Origin of the sequence: Microbacterium sp. (assembly GCF_036823965.1) — a bacterium.
In the GTDB taxonomy this organism is placed as follows: Bacteria; Actinomycetota; Actinomycetes; order Actinomycetales; family Microbacteriaceae; genus Microbacterium.
Window position 1 is genome coordinate 1 of sequence record NZ_DAITBE010000003.1, and the last position, 18,215, is coordinate 18,215.

At 69.7% G+C, this 18,215-nt stretch carries 16 protein-coding genes; 8 read left to right on the top strand and 8 right to left on the bottom strand.

What is annotated here, in order from left to right:
- The 4 genes from V7Z82_RS06310 to V7Z82_RS06325 form a co-directional block, all read right to left on the bottom strand.
- Window positions 1–276, bottom strand: a 276-nt coding sequence (locus tag V7Z82_RS06310) for a hypothetical protein (protein ID WP_334149175.1), incomplete at its 3' end; no start/stop codon positions are given.
- Window positions 277–413: 137 nt separating this feature from the next.
- The gene (locus tag V7Z82_RS06315) at window positions 414–1,058 is read right to left on the bottom strand and encodes a hypothetical protein (protein WP_334149177.1); all 645 of its coding nucleotides are present in this window, start codon (window positions 1,056–1,058) and stop codon (window positions 414–416) included.
- Between the two features lie 84 nt (window positions 1,059–1,142).
- Complete coding sequence (locus tag V7Z82_RS06320) at window positions 1,143–2,054, bottom strand: glycosyltransferase family 2 protein (RefSeq protein WP_334149179.1); 912 nt, start codon at window positions 2,052–2,054, stop codon at window positions 1,143–1,145.
- The gene (locus V7Z82_RS06325; RefSeq protein WP_334149181.1) at window positions 2,044–2,760 is read right to left on the bottom strand and encodes a CDP-alcohol phosphatidyltransferase family protein; all 717 of its coding nucleotides are present in this window, start codon (window positions 2,758–2,760) and stop codon (window positions 2,044–2,046) included. The genes V7Z82_RS06320 and V7Z82_RS06325 overlap by 11 nt, the downstream gene beginning before the upstream one ends.
- A gap of 154 nt (window positions 2,761–2,914) precedes the next feature.
- Between V7Z82_RS06325 and V7Z82_RS06330 the strand changes: the two genes are divergently transcribed.
- Together V7Z82_RS06330 and V7Z82_RS06335 are read left to right on the top strand one after the other, a co-directional pair.
- The gene (locus V7Z82_RS06330; protein ID WP_334149183.1) at window positions 2,915–5,128 is read left to right on the top strand and encodes a glycosyltransferase family 4 protein; all 2,214 of its coding nucleotides are present in this window, start codon (window positions 2,915–2,917) and stop codon (window positions 5,126–5,128) included.
- Entirely contained in the window at window positions 5,125–6,798 is a 1,674-nt protein-coding gene (locus tag V7Z82_RS06335) for a polysaccharide deacetylase family protein (RefSeq protein ID WP_334149185.1), read from the top strand. The genes V7Z82_RS06330 and V7Z82_RS06335 overlap by 4 nt, the downstream gene beginning before the upstream one ends.
- Window positions 6,799–6,830: 32 nt before the next feature.
- Here V7Z82_RS06335 and V7Z82_RS06340 read toward each other — a convergent pair whose 3' ends face one another.
- Both V7Z82_RS06340 and V7Z82_RS06345 read right to left on the bottom strand, forming a co-directional pair.
- Window positions 6,831–9,617, bottom strand: coding sequence for a right-handed parallel beta-helix repeat-containing protein (locus V7Z82_RS06340; protein WP_334149188.1), 2,787 nt, complete (start codon window positions 9,615–9,617; stop codon window positions 6,831–6,833).
- A gap of 175 nt (window positions 9,618–9,792) precedes the next feature.
- Window positions 9,793–10,962: a glycosyltransferase gene (locus tag V7Z82_RS06345; RefSeq protein WP_334149191.1), complete on the bottom strand. Its 1,170-nt coding sequence runs from the start codon at window positions 10,960–10,962 to the stop codon at window positions 9,793–9,795.
- A gap of 205 nt (window positions 10,963–11,167) precedes the next feature.
- On the opposite strand from V7Z82_RS06345, the gene V7Z82_RS06350 reads away from it, so the two are divergent.
- Window positions 11,168–11,623: an adenylyltransferase/cytidyltransferase family protein gene (locus V7Z82_RS06350; RefSeq protein WP_334149193.1), complete on the top strand. Its 456-nt coding sequence runs from the start codon at window positions 11,168–11,170 to the stop codon at window positions 11,621–11,623.
- Between the two features lie 15 nt (window positions 11,624–11,638).
- Here V7Z82_RS06350 and V7Z82_RS06355 read toward each other — a convergent pair whose 3' ends face one another.
- Window positions 11,639–12,028 carry an SIP domain-containing protein gene (locus tag V7Z82_RS06355; protein ID WP_334149195.1) on the bottom strand — a complete coding sequence of 130 codons (390 nt, stop codon included), beginning with the start codon at window positions 12,026–12,028 and terminating at the stop codon, window positions 11,639–11,641.
- Between the two features lie 115 nt (window positions 12,029–12,143).
- Here V7Z82_RS06355 and V7Z82_RS06360 point away from each other — a divergent pair, with 115 nt between their 5' ends.
- From V7Z82_RS06360 to V7Z82_RS06370, 3 genes are all read left to right on the top strand, one after another.
- Complete coding sequence (locus tag V7Z82_RS06360; protein ID WP_045278937.1) at window positions 12,144–12,407, top strand: glutaredoxin family protein; 264 nt, start codon at window positions 12,144–12,146, stop codon at window positions 12,405–12,407.
- 28 nt (window positions 12,408–12,435) lie between these two features.
- Complete coding sequence (locus tag V7Z82_RS06365) at window positions 12,436–13,800, top strand: MFS transporter (RefSeq protein ID WP_334149199.1); 1,365 nt, start codon at window positions 12,436–12,438, stop codon at window positions 13,798–13,800.
- Window positions 13,801–13,954: 154 nt separating this feature from the next.
- Window positions 13,955–15,721: an aldehyde dehydrogenase family protein gene (locus V7Z82_RS06370; protein ID WP_334149201.1), complete on the top strand. Its 1,767-nt coding sequence runs from the start codon at window positions 13,955–13,957 to the stop codon at window positions 15,719–15,721.
- Between the two features lie 24 nt (window positions 15,722–15,745).
- Here the strand turns inward: V7Z82_RS06370 and ypfJ are convergent, their stop codons facing one another.
- Window positions 15,746–16,627, bottom strand: coding sequence for a KPN_02809 family neutral zinc metallopeptidase (gene ypfJ, locus V7Z82_RS06375; RefSeq protein ID WP_334149203.1), 882 nt, complete (start codon window positions 16,625–16,627; stop codon window positions 15,746–15,748).
- A 52-nt stretch (window positions 16,628–16,679) separates the two neighbouring features.
- Here ypfJ and V7Z82_RS06380 point away from each other — a divergent pair, with 52 nt between their 5' ends.
- On the top strand, window positions 16,680–17,669 hold the full coding sequence (locus tag V7Z82_RS06380) for a malate dehydrogenase (RefSeq protein WP_334149205.1): 990 nt from the start codon (window positions 16,680–16,682) through the stop codon (window positions 17,667–17,669).
- 52 nt (window positions 17,670–17,721) lie between these two features.
- Window positions 17,722–18,198, top strand: coding sequence for a recombinase family protein (locus V7Z82_RS06385; RefSeq protein WP_334149207.1), 477 nt, complete (start codon window positions 17,722–17,724; stop codon window positions 18,196–18,198).
- Window positions 18,199–18,215: the final 17 nt, after the last annotated feature.

An 18,215-nucleotide genomic window follows, 5' to 3' on the forward strand; every position in this document is an offset into this window, starting at 1 on the left:
GTTGCCGACGACTTCCTGCGCGTACACGACACCGTCGATCTGCACGGTCGGCAGCGCATCCGCGGCGAACGTCTCCGGCGTGCCTGCGGCCGGCGTGGTGTCTGCGACGGCCGCGACCGGAACGGTCAGCGCACCGACGATGAGCGCCACGGCTGCGGCGACGGCGCCCATCAGCTTCACGCCACGACGGCCACGGTGCTCGAGCTTGTCGGCCGTCTCAGAACGGCCACCCCAATAGATGTGCACTGTTTCTCCCCAGAGTTGCACTGCGCGCATGAGAAGCGACGCATAAATGAAGGCCGTCCCCCATAGACGACCTTTCCCCTGCGCTGATCCTAGGGCAATCCCGGCGTATCGGCAAGGCGCAATATGCCGGCCGCCGAACGGTCCTTCCCGACGGCTCGGCCGACCCGTCAGCCGACCTTGCCGCGGAAGACGAACGCCGGCTGACCGGCGCGATAGTCGAGCGTCACGGTCACGTCGCCGCGCTGATCCTCGGGGATGCTGTAGACGTACACGCCGTCGGTCGAGTCTCCGACTGCGAGCGTTCCCTCGAACGGTGCGGCTCCTGGCTTGACGAGGCCGCCGGCCGGGGTCAGCGCCTCACCGATGTAGGCGTTCACCGCGATGAGTCCGAGATCGAGCGGCGCATCCGTGTCATTCGTCAGTCGCAGCGTGAACTGCACAGCGGGGCCGGCGATCTCGCCGGCCTGCACCGCCTCGCCCTGGACGGCCTTCATCGCGGTGATCTGCGCGACGAGGCCCTCGCCGTTGTCGGACGGCTGGTCCGGTGCGACCGGGGCGAGCTCCGGCATGGTGCCTGGCGTCGCCGAGGGGTCCGGGGTGGGCTGCGCGCTCGGGTCCGCGCTCTCCGCGGGAGCAGAGGAGGATGCCGACGGCGACGGGGTGGTGGTGGGCGTGCCGCCCTCCGACGAGCCGGCGGTGACGGCGAAGTACACGATGACGGCGACGACGATCGCGATCACCGCGGCGAGCGCGATCCAGAGCCAGGTCTTCCGACGACTGCCCTGCACTGATCCGTCCGGTTCTCCGACCATGATCGTCCCCTCCGCGCCCCGCTCCGTCGTGATGTCGACGGATGCCGAGATCCTATCGGACCATCCCGCATCCGGATGAGGAGGTCAGGACGCCTGCCGCGCGATGCGCCGGCCGTCGCGCCACCCGCGCCACACCGCGCTCAGTGGGCGCCACGGTCGAAGCAGCTGCCGCCTGCCACCGCGGAGGAGCACTTCGCGCGCCGCGGTCGCCGATCCGGCATCCCACCGGCGCACGGTCTCGGCATCGAGCAGCTTCTGCGCCAACAGCATCCGATTCCTGATGTTGTAGTAGTAGTACAGCGGCGACTTGGCATGCATGTCCGGATCGCCGATTCCCTGCGTTCCGCCTTCGTCGTGGATGGCCTTCGCCTGCTCCACGAGCACCAGCCGCCCACCGGCATCCTCGATCCGCAGTGAGAAGTCGACGTCCTCCCAGTAGAGGAAGTACTCCTCGTCGAACCCGTCGACCGATGTCCACGCCGAGTCGTTGATCATCAGCGCGGCCCCGGTGAGCCACCGACGCGTGACCGCATCGGGATGCCGTTGCGCCCATGCGCGTCCGTGGGTCGCGCCATCCTGCAGATCGAGCACATGACCGGCCGACCAGACCCGCCCAGCGCCGTCCTCGACGAGGGGTGCCGCGACCACCGGCTCGGCGACGTCGACCTCCGCGAGCAGGAGGCGCGTCGCCTCGGCTCCGATCGAGGCATCAGGGTTGAGCAGCAGGAAACGGGTCCTTCCGTCGGCGCGGGCGGCCTCGACGCCACGGTTCACGCCGCCGCCGAATCCGAGGTTGCCGCGCTGCGGCAGGGCGATCCATCCCTCTCGCCCGGCCAGCTCGCCGACGGCGCGGGCTTCCTCGGCCGTCGTGCGGTTGTCGACGACGTACACGGCCGCATCCGGGAGCGCTCGGCTCGTCGCCACGAGATTCAGTTCGAGAAGCGCGGATGACCCGTAGTTGACGACGATGATCGCCAGCGTCGACTCATCCGACATCGGGGGCACCGTTCCCGAGACTGCGCATGGCGCGGAACCAGCGGACGGCCGCGAGCAGGCAGAAGGCGGCGGCCGCTGCGAAGAAGAACGCGTAGGCGACGGCGAAGACGCTCGCCCATCCCCACAGCACGTAGACGAAGCACACCACGCCGTAGTCCACTGGCAGCAGGATGACGGAGCGCAGGGCTCCGCCACCGCCGGTCTGCGCAGAGGAGGCGATGCCCTTCGACGACTTCAGGAGGTCGTTCAGGATCATGCCGAAGAAGGTCGCCGTCGCGACCACAGCGAAGGCGAGCGGCACCAGCAGGTACGGGGTGGGTAGATCCGTGAAGCGGAAGAGACCGATCGCGGTGGCGATCGGCAGCGAGACGATCTTGATGGCGTCGATGAAGTGATCGAGCCACTCCCCCGCGAGCGAGCCGCCCCCGCGCAGTCGCGCGACCTGGCCGTCAGCCGAGTCGAGTGCGTAGCCGATCGCGAGCAGCAGCCAGACGAGGAATCCGGTCCACCAGGCCGGTGTCGCCAGAGCCAGGACGAGGATGCCGGAGAACGTGAAGACCGCGCTCACCGCGGTGACGCCGTTCGGCGACAGCCCGATGCGATAGGCGATGGCAGCGAACACCCGGCCGACCGGACGGTTCACGTACACGCTGTAGGCGGGGGCGCCCTTCGCGCGGCCCTTCTGCGCGGAAGACAGGCGCCGCATCGAATCAGCAAAACTCTCCGTGGCCATTCGGCGTGTCCCCTCCGTCGAACCCCGAAGAAAAGGGGCCTCATCCACCAGATAGAGTATGCCTTGCCGAGGGGGCACGCATCTGGGGAGCGTCGCTGACGTCTCGGCGAAGGGGAGGACCATTGCAATGACCCTTGTCGACCCTCCGAACGGAGCCGCTCGGCCACGCGTTCTCATCAGTGCGTACGCCTGCGGTCCCGATCAGGGACCGGAGGCCACCGCCGGTTGGGCGCTCGCACGCGCCGCAGCAGAGACCGGCGACGTCTGGATCCTCACCCGCGAGCGCTTCCGCGAGTCGCTGTCGACGGCACTCGCAGCGTCGCCGGAGCTCGCGGCACGGGTGACGGTCGTGCACATCGACCTGCCGGCCCGCGTGATGCGGCTGAAGCGGCGAGGGTGGGATCTCTACTGGTACTACGCACTGTGGCAGCGCCTGGCAGGGAAGACCGCGGCCCGGCTGCACGCCGACATCTCGTTCGACGTCGCGCATCACGTCAGCTTCGCGAACGACTGGCTGCCGTGCGGCATCTCGAAGCTCGACGTGCCGGTCGTCTGGGGCCCCGTCGGCGGCGCCAGCCGCGTCCCGATCAGGGCACTCAGCCGCTGGCTCGGCCTCCGCGGCACCGTGACCGAACTCGCACGCACCGCGCTCACCGCTCTTCCCCGCGCCCTCTGGGGCGACGCGACCGCACGGCGCGCAGCGCTGGTCGTCGCGCAGAACCCCGATGTCGCGCACCGATTCCGCCGGGCGAAGCGTGTCGTCGTCGAGCCGAATGCGGCGTTCGCCGAGGAGATCCCGCCGCACCGCGGCAGCGACGCAGGGCGCACGGCTGTCTTCGCCGGGCGACTCCTGGCCTGGAAGGGCGCTGCGCTCGCGATCGAGACCATCTCGCGGCCGGCCGCCGACGGGTGGCGACTGCTCATCCTCGGCGAGGGCTATGAGCGCGCTCGCCTGCAGCGGCTCGTGAAGACGCTCGGCGTGGGCGACCGCGTCGAGTTCCTCGGGCATCTCCCTCGGGAGGAGACGCTGGACACCCTCGCGGCATCCGATGCCCTGCTCTTCCCGTCGATGCACGACCAGGCCGGATGGATCGTCGGCGAGGCGAGTGCGATGGGACTCCCCGTGGTGTGCCTCGATCTGGGCGGACCGCCGACGCTCGCAGACATCAACGCCCGCGTCGTCGCGGCTGATGCGCCGAACCTTCCCGACCGCCTCGCCGAGACGCTGCGCGACTCGTCCACCTCACCGGGGCGACCGCATCGGCGATGGGCCGAGGACCGACTGCCGGCGATCGTCGGCGACTGGTACACGACGGCGATGAGCGGACGGGGACGCCCCCTCGCCGTGATGGAGTCGCTCACGCGGCTGCGCCCGACCACCAATCCGTACCTCGTGCAGCTCTGCGAGGCACTCGACCGCACGCCGGGCATCGACCTCTTCTTCTTCAGCTGGAAGCGCGCCATCCTCGGCCGCCTCGACGTACTGCACGTGCACTGGCCCGAACTCCTCGTGGGCGGCCACCGCCTGTCCGGCCGGATCGCTCGACGGATCCTGACCGCGGTGTTCCTCGTCAGGGCGCGTCTGACGGGCGTCGCGATCGTGCGGACGCTGCACAACCTCGAGCGTCCGTCCGGCATGGCGAAGATCGACCTCGCGCTGCTCGACGCCGTCGACCGCCTCACGACCCTCACGATCACGCTGAACGACGACACGCCCCTGCCGAAGGGCCATGCGCGGCGCACGATCCTCCACGGGCACTACCGTGACTGGTTCGCGTCGCACCCCACGCCGCCGGCGATCGAGGGCCGCATGGGGTACGTCGGACTGATCCGCCGGTACAAGGGCGTGGAGCAGTTGATCGAGGCGTTCCGGGCGCTGGATGCCGATGGGTCGAGCCTCTCGGTCGCGGGGCGGCCATCGACCGACGACCTGGAGACCGAGCTGACCGGTCTCGCCGGCGACGACGAGCGGATCGAGTTCCGTTTCCGCTTCCTCGATGACGCCGAGCTGGTCGCGCGGATCTCCGAGGCGGAGTTCATCGTGCTCCCGTACCGGCACATGCACAACTCCGGCACCGCCCTGGCGGCCCTCTCGGTCGGACGCGCGATCCTCGTCCCGGACAACACGGTCAACCGGGCGCTGGCGATCGAGGTCGGCGAGCGCTGGGTGCACCTCTTCGACGGCGAGTTGACCGATGCGGATCTGGCGCGCGTGCGCGCGGCGGTCTCCGCCGGCATCGACGGCTCCCCCGACCTCTCGCAGCGCGACTGGTCAACGGTCGGCGCCGAGCACTCCAGAGCGTTCCACGCCGCGTCCGCGCTGCGGAAGGCACGTCGATGACCGGTGGCATCCGGATCGCGGTTGCGATCCCGACCTACCGGCGGCCTGAGCGTCTGACCAGCCTCCTCGCCGTGCTCCCTGCGCGCTTCGCGGAACTCGATGAGCGAGACAGCGTCGACGTGTTCGTGATCGACAACGACCCGGACGGCAGTGCGCAGGATGCCGCGATCGCGCCGTCGCCCGGCATCCGAGTGACCTACGCTCCGGAGCCGACGCCCGGCATCGCGGCGGCCCGCCAGCACGCGCTCGACGTGGCGGGCGAGTACGACCTCCTCGCGTTCATCGACGACGACGAGGTCCCTCGGGCGAACTGGCTGCGAGCACTCGTCGACACCTGGCGGCGCACGGGAGCTGCGGCCGTGGCCGGACACGTGCACACCGAGTTCCCAGCCGGCACCGATCCGTGGGTGCTGGCATCAGGGCTCTTCGCCCGTCCGCTCCGCAGCGATGGCCAGTCGCTCCCTGCCGCGGGCGCAGGCAACCTCCTGCTCGACCTGGAACAGGTGCGCGCTGCGGGGATCTCCTTCGACACCTCGCTCGGTCTCTCCGGCGGCGAGGACACGCTCTTCACCCGTGCGATCGTTCGTGCGGGCGGCCGCGTCGTCGCCTGCCCCGCCTCGGTCGCCGAGGACGAGCTCGAGGTGGAGCGAGCGACCCGGCGCTTCGCCCTGGCGCGAGCGCGCCATCACGGCCAGACGCAGTCGGTGATCGAGCTGCGCATGGCGCACGGTGCGGCGGCGAGAGCATGCTCGCGAGCGCGGAACCTGATCAAGGGCGTCGGCTGGTCTGCCCGCGGCACGACGCGACGAGTGGTCGGGATGCTGTCCGGTTCGCTCGAGCGTCGCGCACGAGGAGCGCGTGACGTGCAGCGCGGCATCGGACTCGTGCAGGGAGCGCTCGGCGCCGCCGCACCGGAGTACGCGCGCGAGGCCGACTCCGCCCGTGGGGTCCGTCGTGTTCGCGGCGCGCTGCGCCGTATCGTGCGCGGCGTCTCACCGGTGTTCCGCTCCGTCGTGAGCGTCAGCACCACTCGAAGGGCCATCGTGCTCACGCTCGATGACGGCCCCGATCCGGCGTGGACCCCCGGCATCCTCGACGAGCTCGCCAGGCGCGGCGCGACGGCGACGTTCTTCGTGCTGCTCACCCGCACCAGCGCGCACCCCGACCTCCTCCGACGGATCGTCGCCGAGGGGCACGAGATCGCCCTGCACGGGGCGGATCACCGACGGCTGACGTCGTACACCGGCGACGATGCCCTGCGGATGCTCGACGCATCCCGTGCCGAGCTCGAGCGGCTGGCAGCAGTCCCGATCCGCTGGTACCGCCCCCCATACGGCGCGCTGACCCCGTCGACCTGGCGCGCGGTCCGCCGCTCCGGCATGACCCCGGTGCTCTGGACGACCAGCGTGCTCGACGGACGCGACGCGGAGCACGCCGAGCGGCTCGCCAGGGCGACCTCCGGCATCGAAGCGGGAGCGATCGTGCTCGCGCACGACTCCCGCGCGGGGGCAGCCGATGGTGTCGACGACCCCGAGATCGCTCCGTTCGACCGCGTGGCACTGATCGCTGACGTCCTCGACGAGTACGAGCGGCGCGGACTGCACACGGTCTCCTTGGCGGATGCGCTGCGCTCAGGCCGGCTGCGCCGTCGGATGGTGCTCGTCGGCTGACGACGCCGCTCTGGCATCGTCAGCCGACGAGGTCAGCGGGCGGTCACCGGCGGGTGCGGCGCGCCGACCGCGCGGGTCTGCAGGGACACGCCCAGCAGGTCCGCGAGCTTCCCCGGCAGCGCCGAGGCGCCGACGCCGGGGATCGACGTCGTGAGCTGCCACGTCGTGGCATCCACGATCGGTGCACCTTCCGACAGCACCGACTTCGTGTCGTTGCCGGTCAGCGCCCGGAACTCCTCGATCGTGGTGATGCCACGGGTGCCGTTCGCACCGTCAGCCCAGCACGCGAAGTTCGCGGGCGACGACGCAGACGACCGGTGGTACAGGTTCGCGTCCTGGGTGATCCCGAACTGGCTGCCGTTCCACGTGTTGGTCAGGTCCTGCACGAGCATCGGGCACGCCTGGCCGCCGTACGAGAGGATGTTGTTGCGCACGACCACATCGCTGGTGATCCAGGGGATCAGCGAGCTGATGCTCAGGATCTCCTGTCGGCGTTCGTCCTGCATGTAGGTGATCGTCCGGCCGTTGTCGACGATCGTGTTGTTCCAGATGTCGACGTCGCCCGAGTCGAACACGAACACACCGCTGTTGCCGTTGCCGATGATGTAGTTGCCTGCGACCGTCGCGGTCTGACTGAGCTCGATCTCGAGCCCCTCCCGACCGTTGCCCTCGAACACGTTGTTCGTGATGTTCAGCTTCGAGCTCGAGACGTCGAACCACAGACCGGTGGAGCCCACGTTGTCGGAGATGATGCTGTCCGAGACGGTCACGTTCGACGCCCGCGACATCTTCACCCCGCCGGCGACCGGCGTGTAGTTGAACTTCGCGGCGTTGTTGCCGGTCACGAGCGAGTGCTCGACCGTGAGGTTGTCGGAGTCGTTGACGGCGATGCCGAGCAGACCGTTGCCGGTGACCGTGAGGTTGCGAAGGGTCTTGTCGTCGTTCCAGACGAAGAGACCGACCGTCGCGTTGTCGCGGATCACCATGTTCTCGAGGGTGAGGCCGTCGACCTCGGCGCTCACAGCACCCAGCATCGCCACGGTCGTGGCGTAACGCTGCACGCCGATGCCGCGAACGGTGGTCCCCTCGCCCTGGATCTTGAGGGCCTTGGCGAGCGCGCTCGCCTCGACAGCGTGACCTGCGGGGTCGTCGCCGACGACGATCTGCTTCGCACCCTGGTCCACGAAGAAGGTGCCTGCGGTGACCTCCGAACGGCTGCCGACCTGCGTCAGCGGCGCACCGTCGAACCAGACCTGGTCGGGGTGGCCCGCCAGCGGGTTCGAGCCGTTGACCCACCAACCGGTCTCGTCCTGACCTGCACTGAACGACACACGACTGTCGAAGAAGGTGCTCCACGGCGCGGCCCAGGTGCTGCCGGACTGCGACCAGCCGGTGACCGGCTTGGAGCCGTCGAGCCACACCGCCTCGCCGGGTGCGGACTGGATCGTCAGCTTCTTGAAGAACGGCACCGAGACGCTCTCGCGGTACACGCCAGCACGCAGCACGATCGTCGAGCCGCTGGGGGCTGCATCGATCGCCCGCTGCGCACCCGCCACCGGGTTCGTCTTGGTTCCGCTGCCAGAGCTGCGCGTGCCGTCCGGCACGACGTAGATCGCGTCAGCGGGCGCGGGGTACGACGTCTGACCGACCGGGATCGAACCGGCCGTGCCGCTGCCGGATGCCGGGGGCGTGACCGGGGGCGTCGTCGGCGGCGTGACCGGGGGCGTCGTCGGCGGCGTCGGCGGCGGCGTTGTCGGCTCCGGCGTGGGAGTCGAGGTCGGAGTCGGGGTCGCGGTCGGCTTCGGAGTCGGCGTCGCGGTCGGCTTCGGAGTCGGCGTCGCGGTCGGCTTCGGTGTGGTCGTCGGAACCGGCGTGGGCTCCTGCGTCGGAACCGGCGTGGGCTCCTGCGTCGGGACCGGCGTGGGCTCCTGCGTCGGCTCCGGGGACGCGGTGGGCTCCGGCGCAGGCGTCGGGACCGGCTCGGGAGCAGGCTGCACGTCATCCGAGTCCACGCTGAGCTCGTCGACGCTCACGGTCAGCGGCTGATTGCCGGGTGACATGTACGTCTGGATGCCCGGCGTGCCGGCGGTGCGCACGGCATCCGCGGATCCGTCCGTCACCGTCATCTGCCAGTCCGGGGTCTCGCTGCCGACGATCCAGGCACGCGCGCGCACCGTCACGTCGTCGGTGCCGTCGGCCTCGATCTCCACCCGCACGGCGGCGCCCTCAGGCACCTCGCCGATCAGGAGGAGATCCTGCCGGATCACCGTCTGGGTGTCGTTCGCGTCGTAGCGGCCGATCGAGAGCACGCCGCGCGACTGGGTGTCGAGCCGGAATCGGGCACCGTAGTAGCCGGAATCGCTGTTGCGCGTCGTCACGATGGTCGTCGCGCCGTAGCCCGCGGTCGGTACCGCTGAGTAGCGGACCGTCGCGCCGACGGTCGCATCGGTCGCCGTCGCGGTCGTGGCGACGTGGATGCTCCGGTGTCCGCCGCTGGTCGCGATCACGCCGGCATCATCGCTCACGGAGACGTCGGCCGCGGGGGACGACACGTAGCCGTCGCCCCACCCTCCGGTCGTCGTGCGCGTGAACGTGTCCGTCCAGGTCTCGGAGCCATCGGCATCCGTCGTGGTCTGCGCCACCGCGGAGGCGAGTGCGCTGCCGGGTTCGGGAGCCGATGCGTCGGTGGCAGCGGCTGCCGCCGACGGGACGGCGAGTGCGCCGATCACGAGCGCGACGGTCGTCGCGGTCCAGATCGATCGAGGAGTGTGCGGACGGTTCGACGATCGCTGGGACGCGACCTGATGGAACGAAGTCATGTGGGAGAGCCCGGGCCTTTTCGTGGGGGATCGTGCTTCTGACAGCGAGCTCGGGCGATCCGTCACCGTCGCGTCGGCGTCACCGATGCGACCGTGTTCTTGCGGGAACCACTCGAGTTCTGGTCCCTCCCCGCTGCGCACCATACCCCATGAAGCTGGAAAAGCTCCAGGTTCGTTACAGCTCGCCCGGCCGCATCGCCTCGGCGTCGATCGCCCGGATCACGCGCAGCGCGGCCGTGTCGACGGGCGGCTCGCCCGCTGTGCCACGGCGTCGCTTCGGCGCGTAGACCACCAGCGAATGGAACAGGAACCGGGCGAAGAACGCCACGACCAGCGTGACGCCGGTGGCCAGGACGCTGGAGATGTGCCAGGTCTCGACCATGAGTGCCATCACGGGGATGCGCACCGCCGCCTCGACGTTGTTGAACGTGAACGAGGTTGCGAACCGCACGCCGAGTCCGCGCGCGTCGGTGCGCATGTCGGCGAAGACGAATCGCTCCTGCAGCAGGAAGTTGCCGATGATGGTGACCTCGGCGCCGATGATCGCAGCCCAGATGTAGGGCACGCCGATCAGGGTCAGCAGCCACATGATGCCGAGGTTGGCCACGGCGCCGATCACGCCGATCATCGCGAACAGCGACATCTTCCCGAAGCGCAGCCGCGCCAGGTGGGCGATGAAGGTGCCGCCCTGCCGCAGGCTCGCCTTGGATGTACCGTGACGGCGCTCGCCGAACTCCATCGGGATCTCGGCGATGCGCAGGTCTGTGCGCGCGAGGATCTCGAGCAGGATCTTGAACCCCTGCGGCCGGAGCGCGGCGATGTCGAGCCGTGCCCTGTCCACCAGGAAGAAGCCGGTCATCGGATCGGTGCTGTTCGCGAGCCGGATCGGGAACATGGCCCTGGTCAGCCAGGTCGCCGCACGGGAGACCCCGAAGCGCATGGCGGTGCCGAGCCCGCTCGTGTCGCCGCCGCCGACGTAGCGCGAGGCGGCGACGACATCGGCATCCCTCGCCTCGTAGCGTTCGAGGAGTGCGGGCAGCAGCTCCGGCGGATGCTGCAGATCGCCGTCCATCACGATGCAGACGTCGGATGCCGCAGCGGTCAGGCCGACGACGACCGCGCCGGCGAGTCCGCCGACGTTGTCGTCGCGATGGATCACGCGGACCGGCACGGCGGCGCCGACGGCGACGCGTGCGACCTCGCTCGCCGTATCGTCCGTGCTGTCGTCGACGAAGAGGATCTCGGCGTCACGGCCGTGCAGTGCGGCGGCTGTGCGCGCCACGAGCTCCGCGACGTTGTCGCGTTCGTTGAAGGTCGGCACGATGACCGTGACCGCTGTCCCCACGCGCCGCCCTCCCCTGTGCTTCGGTCCGCGGCACCATCGTCCCACGGGATCCTGTGCCCTGAGAAACCGTCAGCCCGCGGCTTCTTCCGATGATGAAAGACTCGCGCAGGGCGTGCCGGATCCGCTAGGCTGGGCCGATGCGGCTGTGGGAGTCGCTGGGTGGATGGGGATCCGCCTTCTGGGGAAGTACTGATCTGGGGAGATCATGGCTACGCGTATCGGCTATGCCGCTGGGGCATTCGACCTGTTCCATGTGGGACACCTGAACCTGCTCCGTCATGCCAAGCAGCACTGCGACGTTCTGATCGCCGGTGTCGTGAGCGACGAGATGCTGCGTCAGGTGAAGGGCATCGAGCCCGTCATCCCGACGTCTGAGCGCGCGGAGATCGTGAGTCACATCTCCTTCGTCGATGACGTCTACGTCGAGACGAGTCCGTCGAAGATGGACGCATGGGAAGACGTGCGATTCACGCACTTCTTCAAGGGTGACGACTGGCGAGGCACCGACAAGGGCCTCCGTCTCGAGCGCGACTTCGCAGAGGTCGGCGTGGAGGTCGTGTACTTCCCGTACACCGCGCACACGTCGAGCTCGTCGTTGCGTCGCGCCCTCGATGCGATCACCGCCGGGGCGAACGCACCGGCACTGGTCGCGAGCCGCTGAACGCGGGCGTCGCGATCAGTTCGCGACGCCGAGCAGGCTGCGGGCCATGCGCGCCACGTGGGGCGGCGTGTGCGGCCCGAGCCAGACGGTCCAGTGCGCCGGCGGCTCGGTGCAGGTCCATTCGACGCACCAGGCGTGCACGGCGTTGGCCAGCCGCTCCCCCTTGGTGTGTGCGCGGACCCCATCGCCGCGCACCAGCCACCGCACCTCGACTCCGTCGGGGACGTCGATGTGCCGGAACTGGATCCGGGCCGCGGCCTCGAAGACGATCGTCCCTTGCGCATCCCACGGCAGTCGAGCCGCGATACCCGCGATCGCCGCAGCATCCGCCGCGTCTCCTGCGATCAGGAACGGGCCTTCGATGCTGTCCCAGTCCGGGTCGCTCAGATGCTCACACGCGCTCATGCCACCAGTATAGGTAAGGCTACCCTTAGCTTCAATCCTCGATTGCGCCCCTCCGCGGATTCCGCGTCGACGTCACCTCGACGCCACTCCCAGTCAGCGGGCATACCCTTGATGCATGACTTCTCTCGACGCATCCACCATCACGATGTTCGGCGCCGACTGGTGCCGCGACTGCATCCGCACCAAGAAGCAGCTCGACGAGCTCGGTGTCGAGTACACCTACGTCGACCTCGTGGCTGAACCCGACGCTGCCGATGTCGCCAAGGACATCTCCGGCCGCACGAACATCCCCGTGGTCGTCTACCCCGATTCCTCGCACCACGTCGAGCCGTCGAACGCCGACGTCGAGTCGAAGCTGCGCGAACTCTCCCTCATCTGAGACGGCATCGCGTCGCTACACTGGCGCGATGAGCACCGAGGCTCGGCCAGAGCGGGCATCAGTCCGCCTTTCTGCGCGCACGATCGCGCTCTACGCGATCGGCTCGGTCGGCACCGGCGGCTATGCGACGCTGCCAGGGCTGGTGCTGACGTACTTCCTCACCGACAACCTGGGTGTCGCGGCGCTCGCCGCCGGACTGATCGTGACCGCGGCGAAGATCTGGGATGTCGTGATCGATCCCCTGATCGGCGCAGCCTCCGACCGCCAGCTCGCGCGCACCGGTTCCCGCCGCGGCTTCATGGTCACCGGCGCGTTCGCCCTGCCGGTGTTCTTCGCACTGACGTTCGCCGTCCCCCCGAACTGGGGACCGGTCGCCGGGGCGGCTTGCGTGCTGCTGGCGTTCCTCGGCACCGCGACCGCGTTCAGCCTGTTCCAGGTGCCGTATGTTGCGCTGCCGGCTGAACTGACCGAGAGCTACGACCAGCGCACCAGACTGCTCGGTTGGCGTGTGGTCGTGCTCACTGCGGCGATCCTGCTGTTCGGTGCCGGTGGACCGGCGCTCCGCGAGGCCGGTTCCGATCAGGTGACCGGGTATCTGCTGATGGGCGTGATCGCCGGGGTCGGGATCGGGATCGGCATGCTGATCGCCTCCAGGACAGCGGATGCCGCAGCCACCGCGCCATCGGTGCCGGCGGCCGAGCCTGTCGGCATCCGCGCGCAGTACCTCTCCGGCTTCCGCGCGCTGCGCCGCAGTCAGCCGTTCCGGGCGCTGCTCGGCACCTTCCTGCTGCAGGCCCTCGCGACCGGCACGATGCTCGCCGGTGCGCAGTACGTCGCGACCTGGGTGCTGCGCTCGGAGGACGCAGTGACACTGGTGTTCGTGGCGCTGGTCGGACCCGCGCTGCTCGCCACGCCGGGCTGGACCCTGATCGCCCGACGCCTGGGCAAGGAGCGTGCGTTCACGATCGCGAGCATCGTCTTCGCGGTCGCCGCGGCATCCCTCATGCTCGCGGTCTGGCACCCAGACGCCTGGATGTACGCCTCGATCGCGGTCGCCGGCATCGCCTACGCAGGCCTCCAGTCCCTGCCGATGGCGATGCTGCCCGATGTGATCTCGCACGACGAGCGGACGAGCAGCCGAGGACAGGCGGGTACCTTCACCGGAGTCTGGACCGCCGGCGAGACCGTGGGCTTCGCGCTCGGCGCCACCACGGTGTCGCTCATGCTCGCGGCGACGGGATACATCTCCACGGTCGCGGGCGCGACGGTCACGCAGCCCGGCACAGCGGTCACCGGCATCGTGCTCAGCTTCAGCATCCTTCCCGCCCTCCTGATGCTCGCCAGCCTGCTTCCCCTGCACCGCTACCGGCTCCGTCGTTCTGACTTCCCGTGATTGTCCTTCGCCGAGCGGCCCCTCTCTGTGCGAGCCACCCCCTTCTGTACGTCGATAAGGGGGTGGTTCGCACACAAGGGGGCCGCTCGGCAGGGGTGCAGGTCGCGCGCGGAGAGGGGCGGCATAAGCTGGGATCCCGCCCGAAGGAGAGCAGATGACTTCCGTGACCACGCCGGCCGCATCGACAGAGCTCGAGGATGCCGAGACCGGCCGCCTCGATGCCGCGATCACCGATCTGCACGTCGGAGCGCGCACCTGGGCAGCGCTCACGCTCGCGCAGCGCGTCACCCTGCTCCGTGCCGTGCGCACGAGTGTCACCGCGGCAGCCGAGGACTGGGCCACCACCGCCGCGGCGTCGAAGGGGCTCGATGCGCGGCATCCGCTCCGGGGCGAGGAGTGGCTCAGCGGCCCGTACAGCGTGCTCGGCGCGCTCGATGCGTCGATCGAGACGCTCTCGCGGCTGGCCAGCGGCACCAACCCGCTCGATGGGATCACGGTCGACCGCGCCCCGGGTGGTCGTACCCGCGTGCATGCCTTCCCGCTCACGGGCGTCGACAGCTTCCTGCTCTCGGGCTACACCGGCGAGGTCTGGCTCGAACCCGGCGTGACCCCGAACCAGGCGCGGGCCAGAGCGGGTCTCGCGCAGCGCACGCCGACCGAGTCGGGCGGCGTCGGCCTCGTGCTCGGCGCAGGCAACATCACCTCGATCCCGGTGCTCGATGTGCTCTACGAACTGCTCGCGCACAACCGCACCGCGCTGCTCAAGGTCAATCCGACCCAGGACTCGCTCGTGCCCGTCTACAAGCGGGCGTTTGCGCCGCTGATCGAGCCGGGGTTCGTGCGCATCGTTCGCGGCGGGCCGTCCGTCGGCAGCTACCTGACCGCCCATCCGGACATCGACCACGTGCACATCACCGGCTCGGCGGCGACCTTCGACACGATCGTCTGGGGTGCTTCGACGGGCTCAGCAGCGCAGAAGGCCGCGACCACCCGTCGACGCAACGAGCACCGGCCGCTGCTGCAGAAGCCGATCACGGCTGAGCTCGGCGGCGTCTCGCCGATCATCGTCGTGCCTGGCGAGTGGTCAGCCGCCGACCTCACGTATCACGCTGAGCACATCGCCACGATGCGGCTGCAGAACAGCGGACACAACTGCATCGCAGGGCAGGTCGTGATCCTCTCCTCCGACTGGGCGCAGGCCGACGCCTTCCGCGCCGAGCTCCGCCGCGCCTACGCCGGCGCCCCCGAGCGGCCGACCTGGTACCCGGGAGCACCGGCACGCGTGCACCGGGCCACCGACGACTACCCTGATGCGCTCGTGCTCGGCGACCGCGTGCTGGTCGAGATCGACAGCGACGACGATGCCGCCGCGCTGCAGCGCACCGAGTACTTCGCGCCGGTGCTCGGCGTGGTCACGGTCGCGGGCACCGGACAGACGTTCCTCGATGCCGCCGTCGCGTACGCCAACGACCAGCTGCAGGGCACGCTCGGCGCGAATCTGCTGATCCACCCGGCGACGGAGCGCTCGCTCGGCGCGGGTTTCGAACGGGCGATCGCGTCGCTCAGGTACGGCTCGATCGCGATCAACGGCTGGACCGCGTTCGGGTTCATCACCCCGACGCTCACCTGGGGCGCGTTCCCTGGCAGCACGATCGAGGATGTCGGCAGCGGGATCGGCGTGGTGCACAACGCGCTCCTGCTCGACGACGTCGAGCGCTCCGTGATCCGCGGGCCCTTCCGACCACTCCCCCGCTCGCTCCCGATCCTGAACGGCGGCGGCCGATTCACGATCCTGCCGAAGCCGCCGTGGTTCGTCTCGGCGCGCACCGGCGCAGTCGTGAGCGAGGGACTGACCCGGTTCCGCGCGACCGGCGGCGTGCTCGGACTGGTGCGCACCCTGGCGCGGGCGCTGCGCGCCTGAGCCCGGCGCTCAGCCCAGCGATGCTCAGCCCAGCTGATCCTCGCTGAGCGTGAACGCCTGCGCGCACACGTCGAGGCCGTTCTGGAAGCCGTTCGCGAACCAGTACTGACGCTGGTCGCTGGAGCCGTGCGTCCAGCTCTCCGGGTTCACCATGCCGGACTGCGCCTGGATGTGGTCATCGCCGACGGCCGCGGCCGCGTCGAGCGCATCCCGCAGCTCGGTCTCGGTCGGCTTCACCAGGTACGGGTCGCCGTCGGCATCCGTCTGCTCCGAGATCCGTCCGATCCACGCACCCGCGTAGCAGTCGGCCTGCAGCTCCATCCGCACGCCGTTGCTGCCGGGTCCGGTGCCGTTGTTCGGATACTCCGTCATGGTGCCGGTGATGTTCTGGATGTGGTGGCCCCACTCGTGCCCGACGATGTAGAGCTGCGCGAGATTGCCGGCGGATGCGCCGAACTGCTGCTGCATGAGCGAGAAGAACGTCGGATCGACGTACACACCCTCGTCGGGCGGGCAGTAGAACGGACCCACCGCGTTCGACGCGGTGCCGCACTGGGTGGAGGTCGCCTGGTCGACGACGACCATCTGCGGCTTGCGATAGCCCTCGACGTTGTCGGCCCAGAACGCATCGAGCGCGACCTGGGCGCCGGCCATGCGGCAGTCGACGTCCTCATTCGCGTCCTGCCCGGTCGCGCAACCCTCGATCACCGAGCCGCCGTTCGATCCTGAGTCGCCTGGCTGCGTGCCACCGCCGAGCAGCGGAGTCAGGTCGATGCCGAGCAGCGGTCCAGCGATCAGCGCGATGATGCCGAGCACGCCGACGGCGCCGCCACCGGCGATCGCGGCGGTGCGTCCGCGACGACGCGTCGTGTTGCCGGAGAGATCGGCGTCGGGATTGAAGGTCATGAGACAGAGAGTACTCCGGACCCCGACCTGTGATCGGTCGTAGGCTCGGGGCATGACGACCACGATCACCCTCACCGGCGCCGGCGGACAGATCGGCTACGCCCTGCTCTTCCGGATCGCGGCAGGAGACATGCTCGGACCGGACGAGAAGGTGCGGCTGCGGTTGCTGGAGATCCCGCAGGGGCTCGGCGCCGCGGAGGGCGCGGCCCTCGAGCTGCAGGACGGCGCCTTCGACCTGCTGGAGCACGTGGAGGTGACGGACGACCCCGCCGTGGGCTTCGACGGGACGGATCTCGCGCTGCTCGTCGGCGCACGACCGCGCGGACCCGGCATGGAGCGCGGCGACCTGCTCGCGGCCAACGCTGGGATCTTCGGACCGCAGGGCGCGGCGATCGCGGCGAACGGGGCACCCGGCGTGCGGGTCACGGTCGTGGGCAACCCGGCGAACACGAACGCACTGATCGCGGCGGCATCCGCCGACGGCGTCCCGGCCGAGCGCTTCAGCGCCCTCACCCGGCTCGACGAGAACCGAGCTCGGGCCCAGCTCGCGCAGATCCTCGGCGTGCCCGTCGCCACGATCAGCCGGGTGCCGATCTGGGGAAACCACTCCGCGACGCAGTTCCCCGATGTCTCCCATGCGACCGTCGGGGGCGCACCGGTCATGGAGGCGCTGCGCGCGTTCGTCGACGACGTCCCGGATTGGCTCGACAGCATCTTCATCCCGCGGGTCGCCAAGCGCGGCGCGGAGATCATCCAGGTCCGAGGGTCGTCGTCCGTGGCATCCGCCGCGAATGCGACGATCGAGCACGTGCGCGACTGGGTGCGGGGAACGGACGACTGGACCTCGGCTGCCGTCGTCTCGCACGGCGAGTACGGCGTGCCGGAGGGACTCATCTCCTCGTTCCCGGTGACCTCGGTCGACGGCGAGTGGCGGATCGTCGAGGGGCTCGAGGTGAGCGAGTGGGCTCGGCAGCGCATCGACGCCTCGGTGGCCGAGCTGCTCGAGGAGCGGGAGACCGTGCGGGAGCTCGGCCTGCTGTGAGAGCGCTCGCAGCGCGGCTCCGGACAGGGCAGAATGGAGACGGAGGTGCGCGATGAGCGAGACGATCGATCCCATGAAGGCGACAGCATCCGTCGATGATGCCCTGACCAGCCCGTTGCACCTGCCGCACGACGCTGCGCAGTGCCCCAAGTGCTTCACCGAACTGCAGCAGAACCGCAACTTCTGGATCGCGCGACCCGACGGTTCACGTCTGGTCGGCCTCGTCGTCGCCCGCGAAGGGATGCCGTCGGTCGTCGAACAGCGCGATGACCTCACCCGCTTCGGTGTGCCGATCGAGGGCTTCCGTCATCCGGCGCCCGACATCCTGGAGAGCTGGAGCGATCGGCTCACGCGCCTCATCTCGACGCTGCGCGAGGGCGATGTCGTCGTCGTCGCGAACATCAACGCCCTCGGCCGCGACGCCGAGGAAGGCGCGCGAACCGTCTCGGACCTGCGCCGCCACGGCATCATCGTCAAGGTGCTGAATCACAACGCGAGGCACCTGGCCGACGCCACGGCCGCGCACTGAGCCTCACGGCTGCTCGT

Excerpts from the sequence above, each read along its gene's own strand:
- V7Z82_RS06360 (WP_045278937.1), top strand. The coding sequence starts at position 12,144 with ATGACTTCTCTCGACGCATCCACCATCACGATGTTCGGCGCCGACTGG.
- ypfJ (WP_334149203.1), bottom strand. The coding sequence starts at position 16,627 with ATGACCTTCAATCCCGACGCCGATCTCTCCGGCAACACGACGCGTCGT.
- V7Z82_RS06380 (WP_334149205.1), top strand. The coding sequence starts at position 16,680 with ATGACGACCACGATCACCCTCACCGGCGCCGGCGGACAGATCGGCTAC.
- V7Z82_RS06370 (WP_334149201.1), top strand. The coding sequence starts at position 13,955 with ATGACTTCCGTGACCACGCCGGCCGCATCGACAGAGCTCGAGGATGCC.
- V7Z82_RS06320 (WP_334149179.1), bottom strand. The coding sequence starts at position 2,054 with ATGTCGGATGAGTCGACGCTGGCGATCATCGTCGTCAACTACGGGTCA.
- V7Z82_RS06325 (WP_334149181.1), bottom strand. The coding sequence starts at position 2,760 with ATGCGGCGCCTGTCTTCCGCGCAGAAGGGCCGCGCGAAGGGCGCCCCC.
- V7Z82_RS06315 (WP_334149177.1), bottom strand. The coding sequence starts at position 1,058 with ATGGTCGGAGAACCGGACGGATCAGTGCAGGGCAGTCGTCGGAAGACC.
- V7Z82_RS06340 (WP_334149188.1), bottom strand. The coding sequence starts at position 9,617 with ATGACTTCGTTCCATCAGGTCGCGTCCCAGCGATCGTCGAACCGTCCG.
- V7Z82_RS06355 (WP_334149195.1), bottom strand. The coding sequence starts at position 12,028 with ATGAGCGCGTGTGAGCATCTGAGCGACCCGGACTGGGACAGCATCGAA.
- V7Z82_RS06385 (WP_334149207.1), top strand. The coding sequence starts at position 17,722 with ATGAGCGAGACGATCGATCCCATGAAGGCGACAGCATCCGTCGATGAT.
- V7Z82_RS06335 (WP_334149185.1), top strand. The coding sequence starts at position 5,125 with ATGACCGGTGGCATCCGGATCGCGGTTGCGATCCCGACCTACCGGCGG.
- V7Z82_RS06330 (WP_334149183.1), top strand. The coding sequence starts at position 2,915 with ATGACCCTTGTCGACCCTCCGAACGGAGCCGCTCGGCCACGCGTTCTC.
- V7Z82_RS06350 (WP_334149193.1), top strand. The coding sequence starts at position 11,168 with ATGGCTACGCGTATCGGCTATGCCGCTGGGGCATTCGACCTGTTCCAT.
- V7Z82_RS06365 (WP_334149199.1), top strand. The coding sequence starts at position 12,436 with ATGAGCACCGAGGCTCGGCCAGAGCGGGCATCAGTCCGCCTTTCTGCG.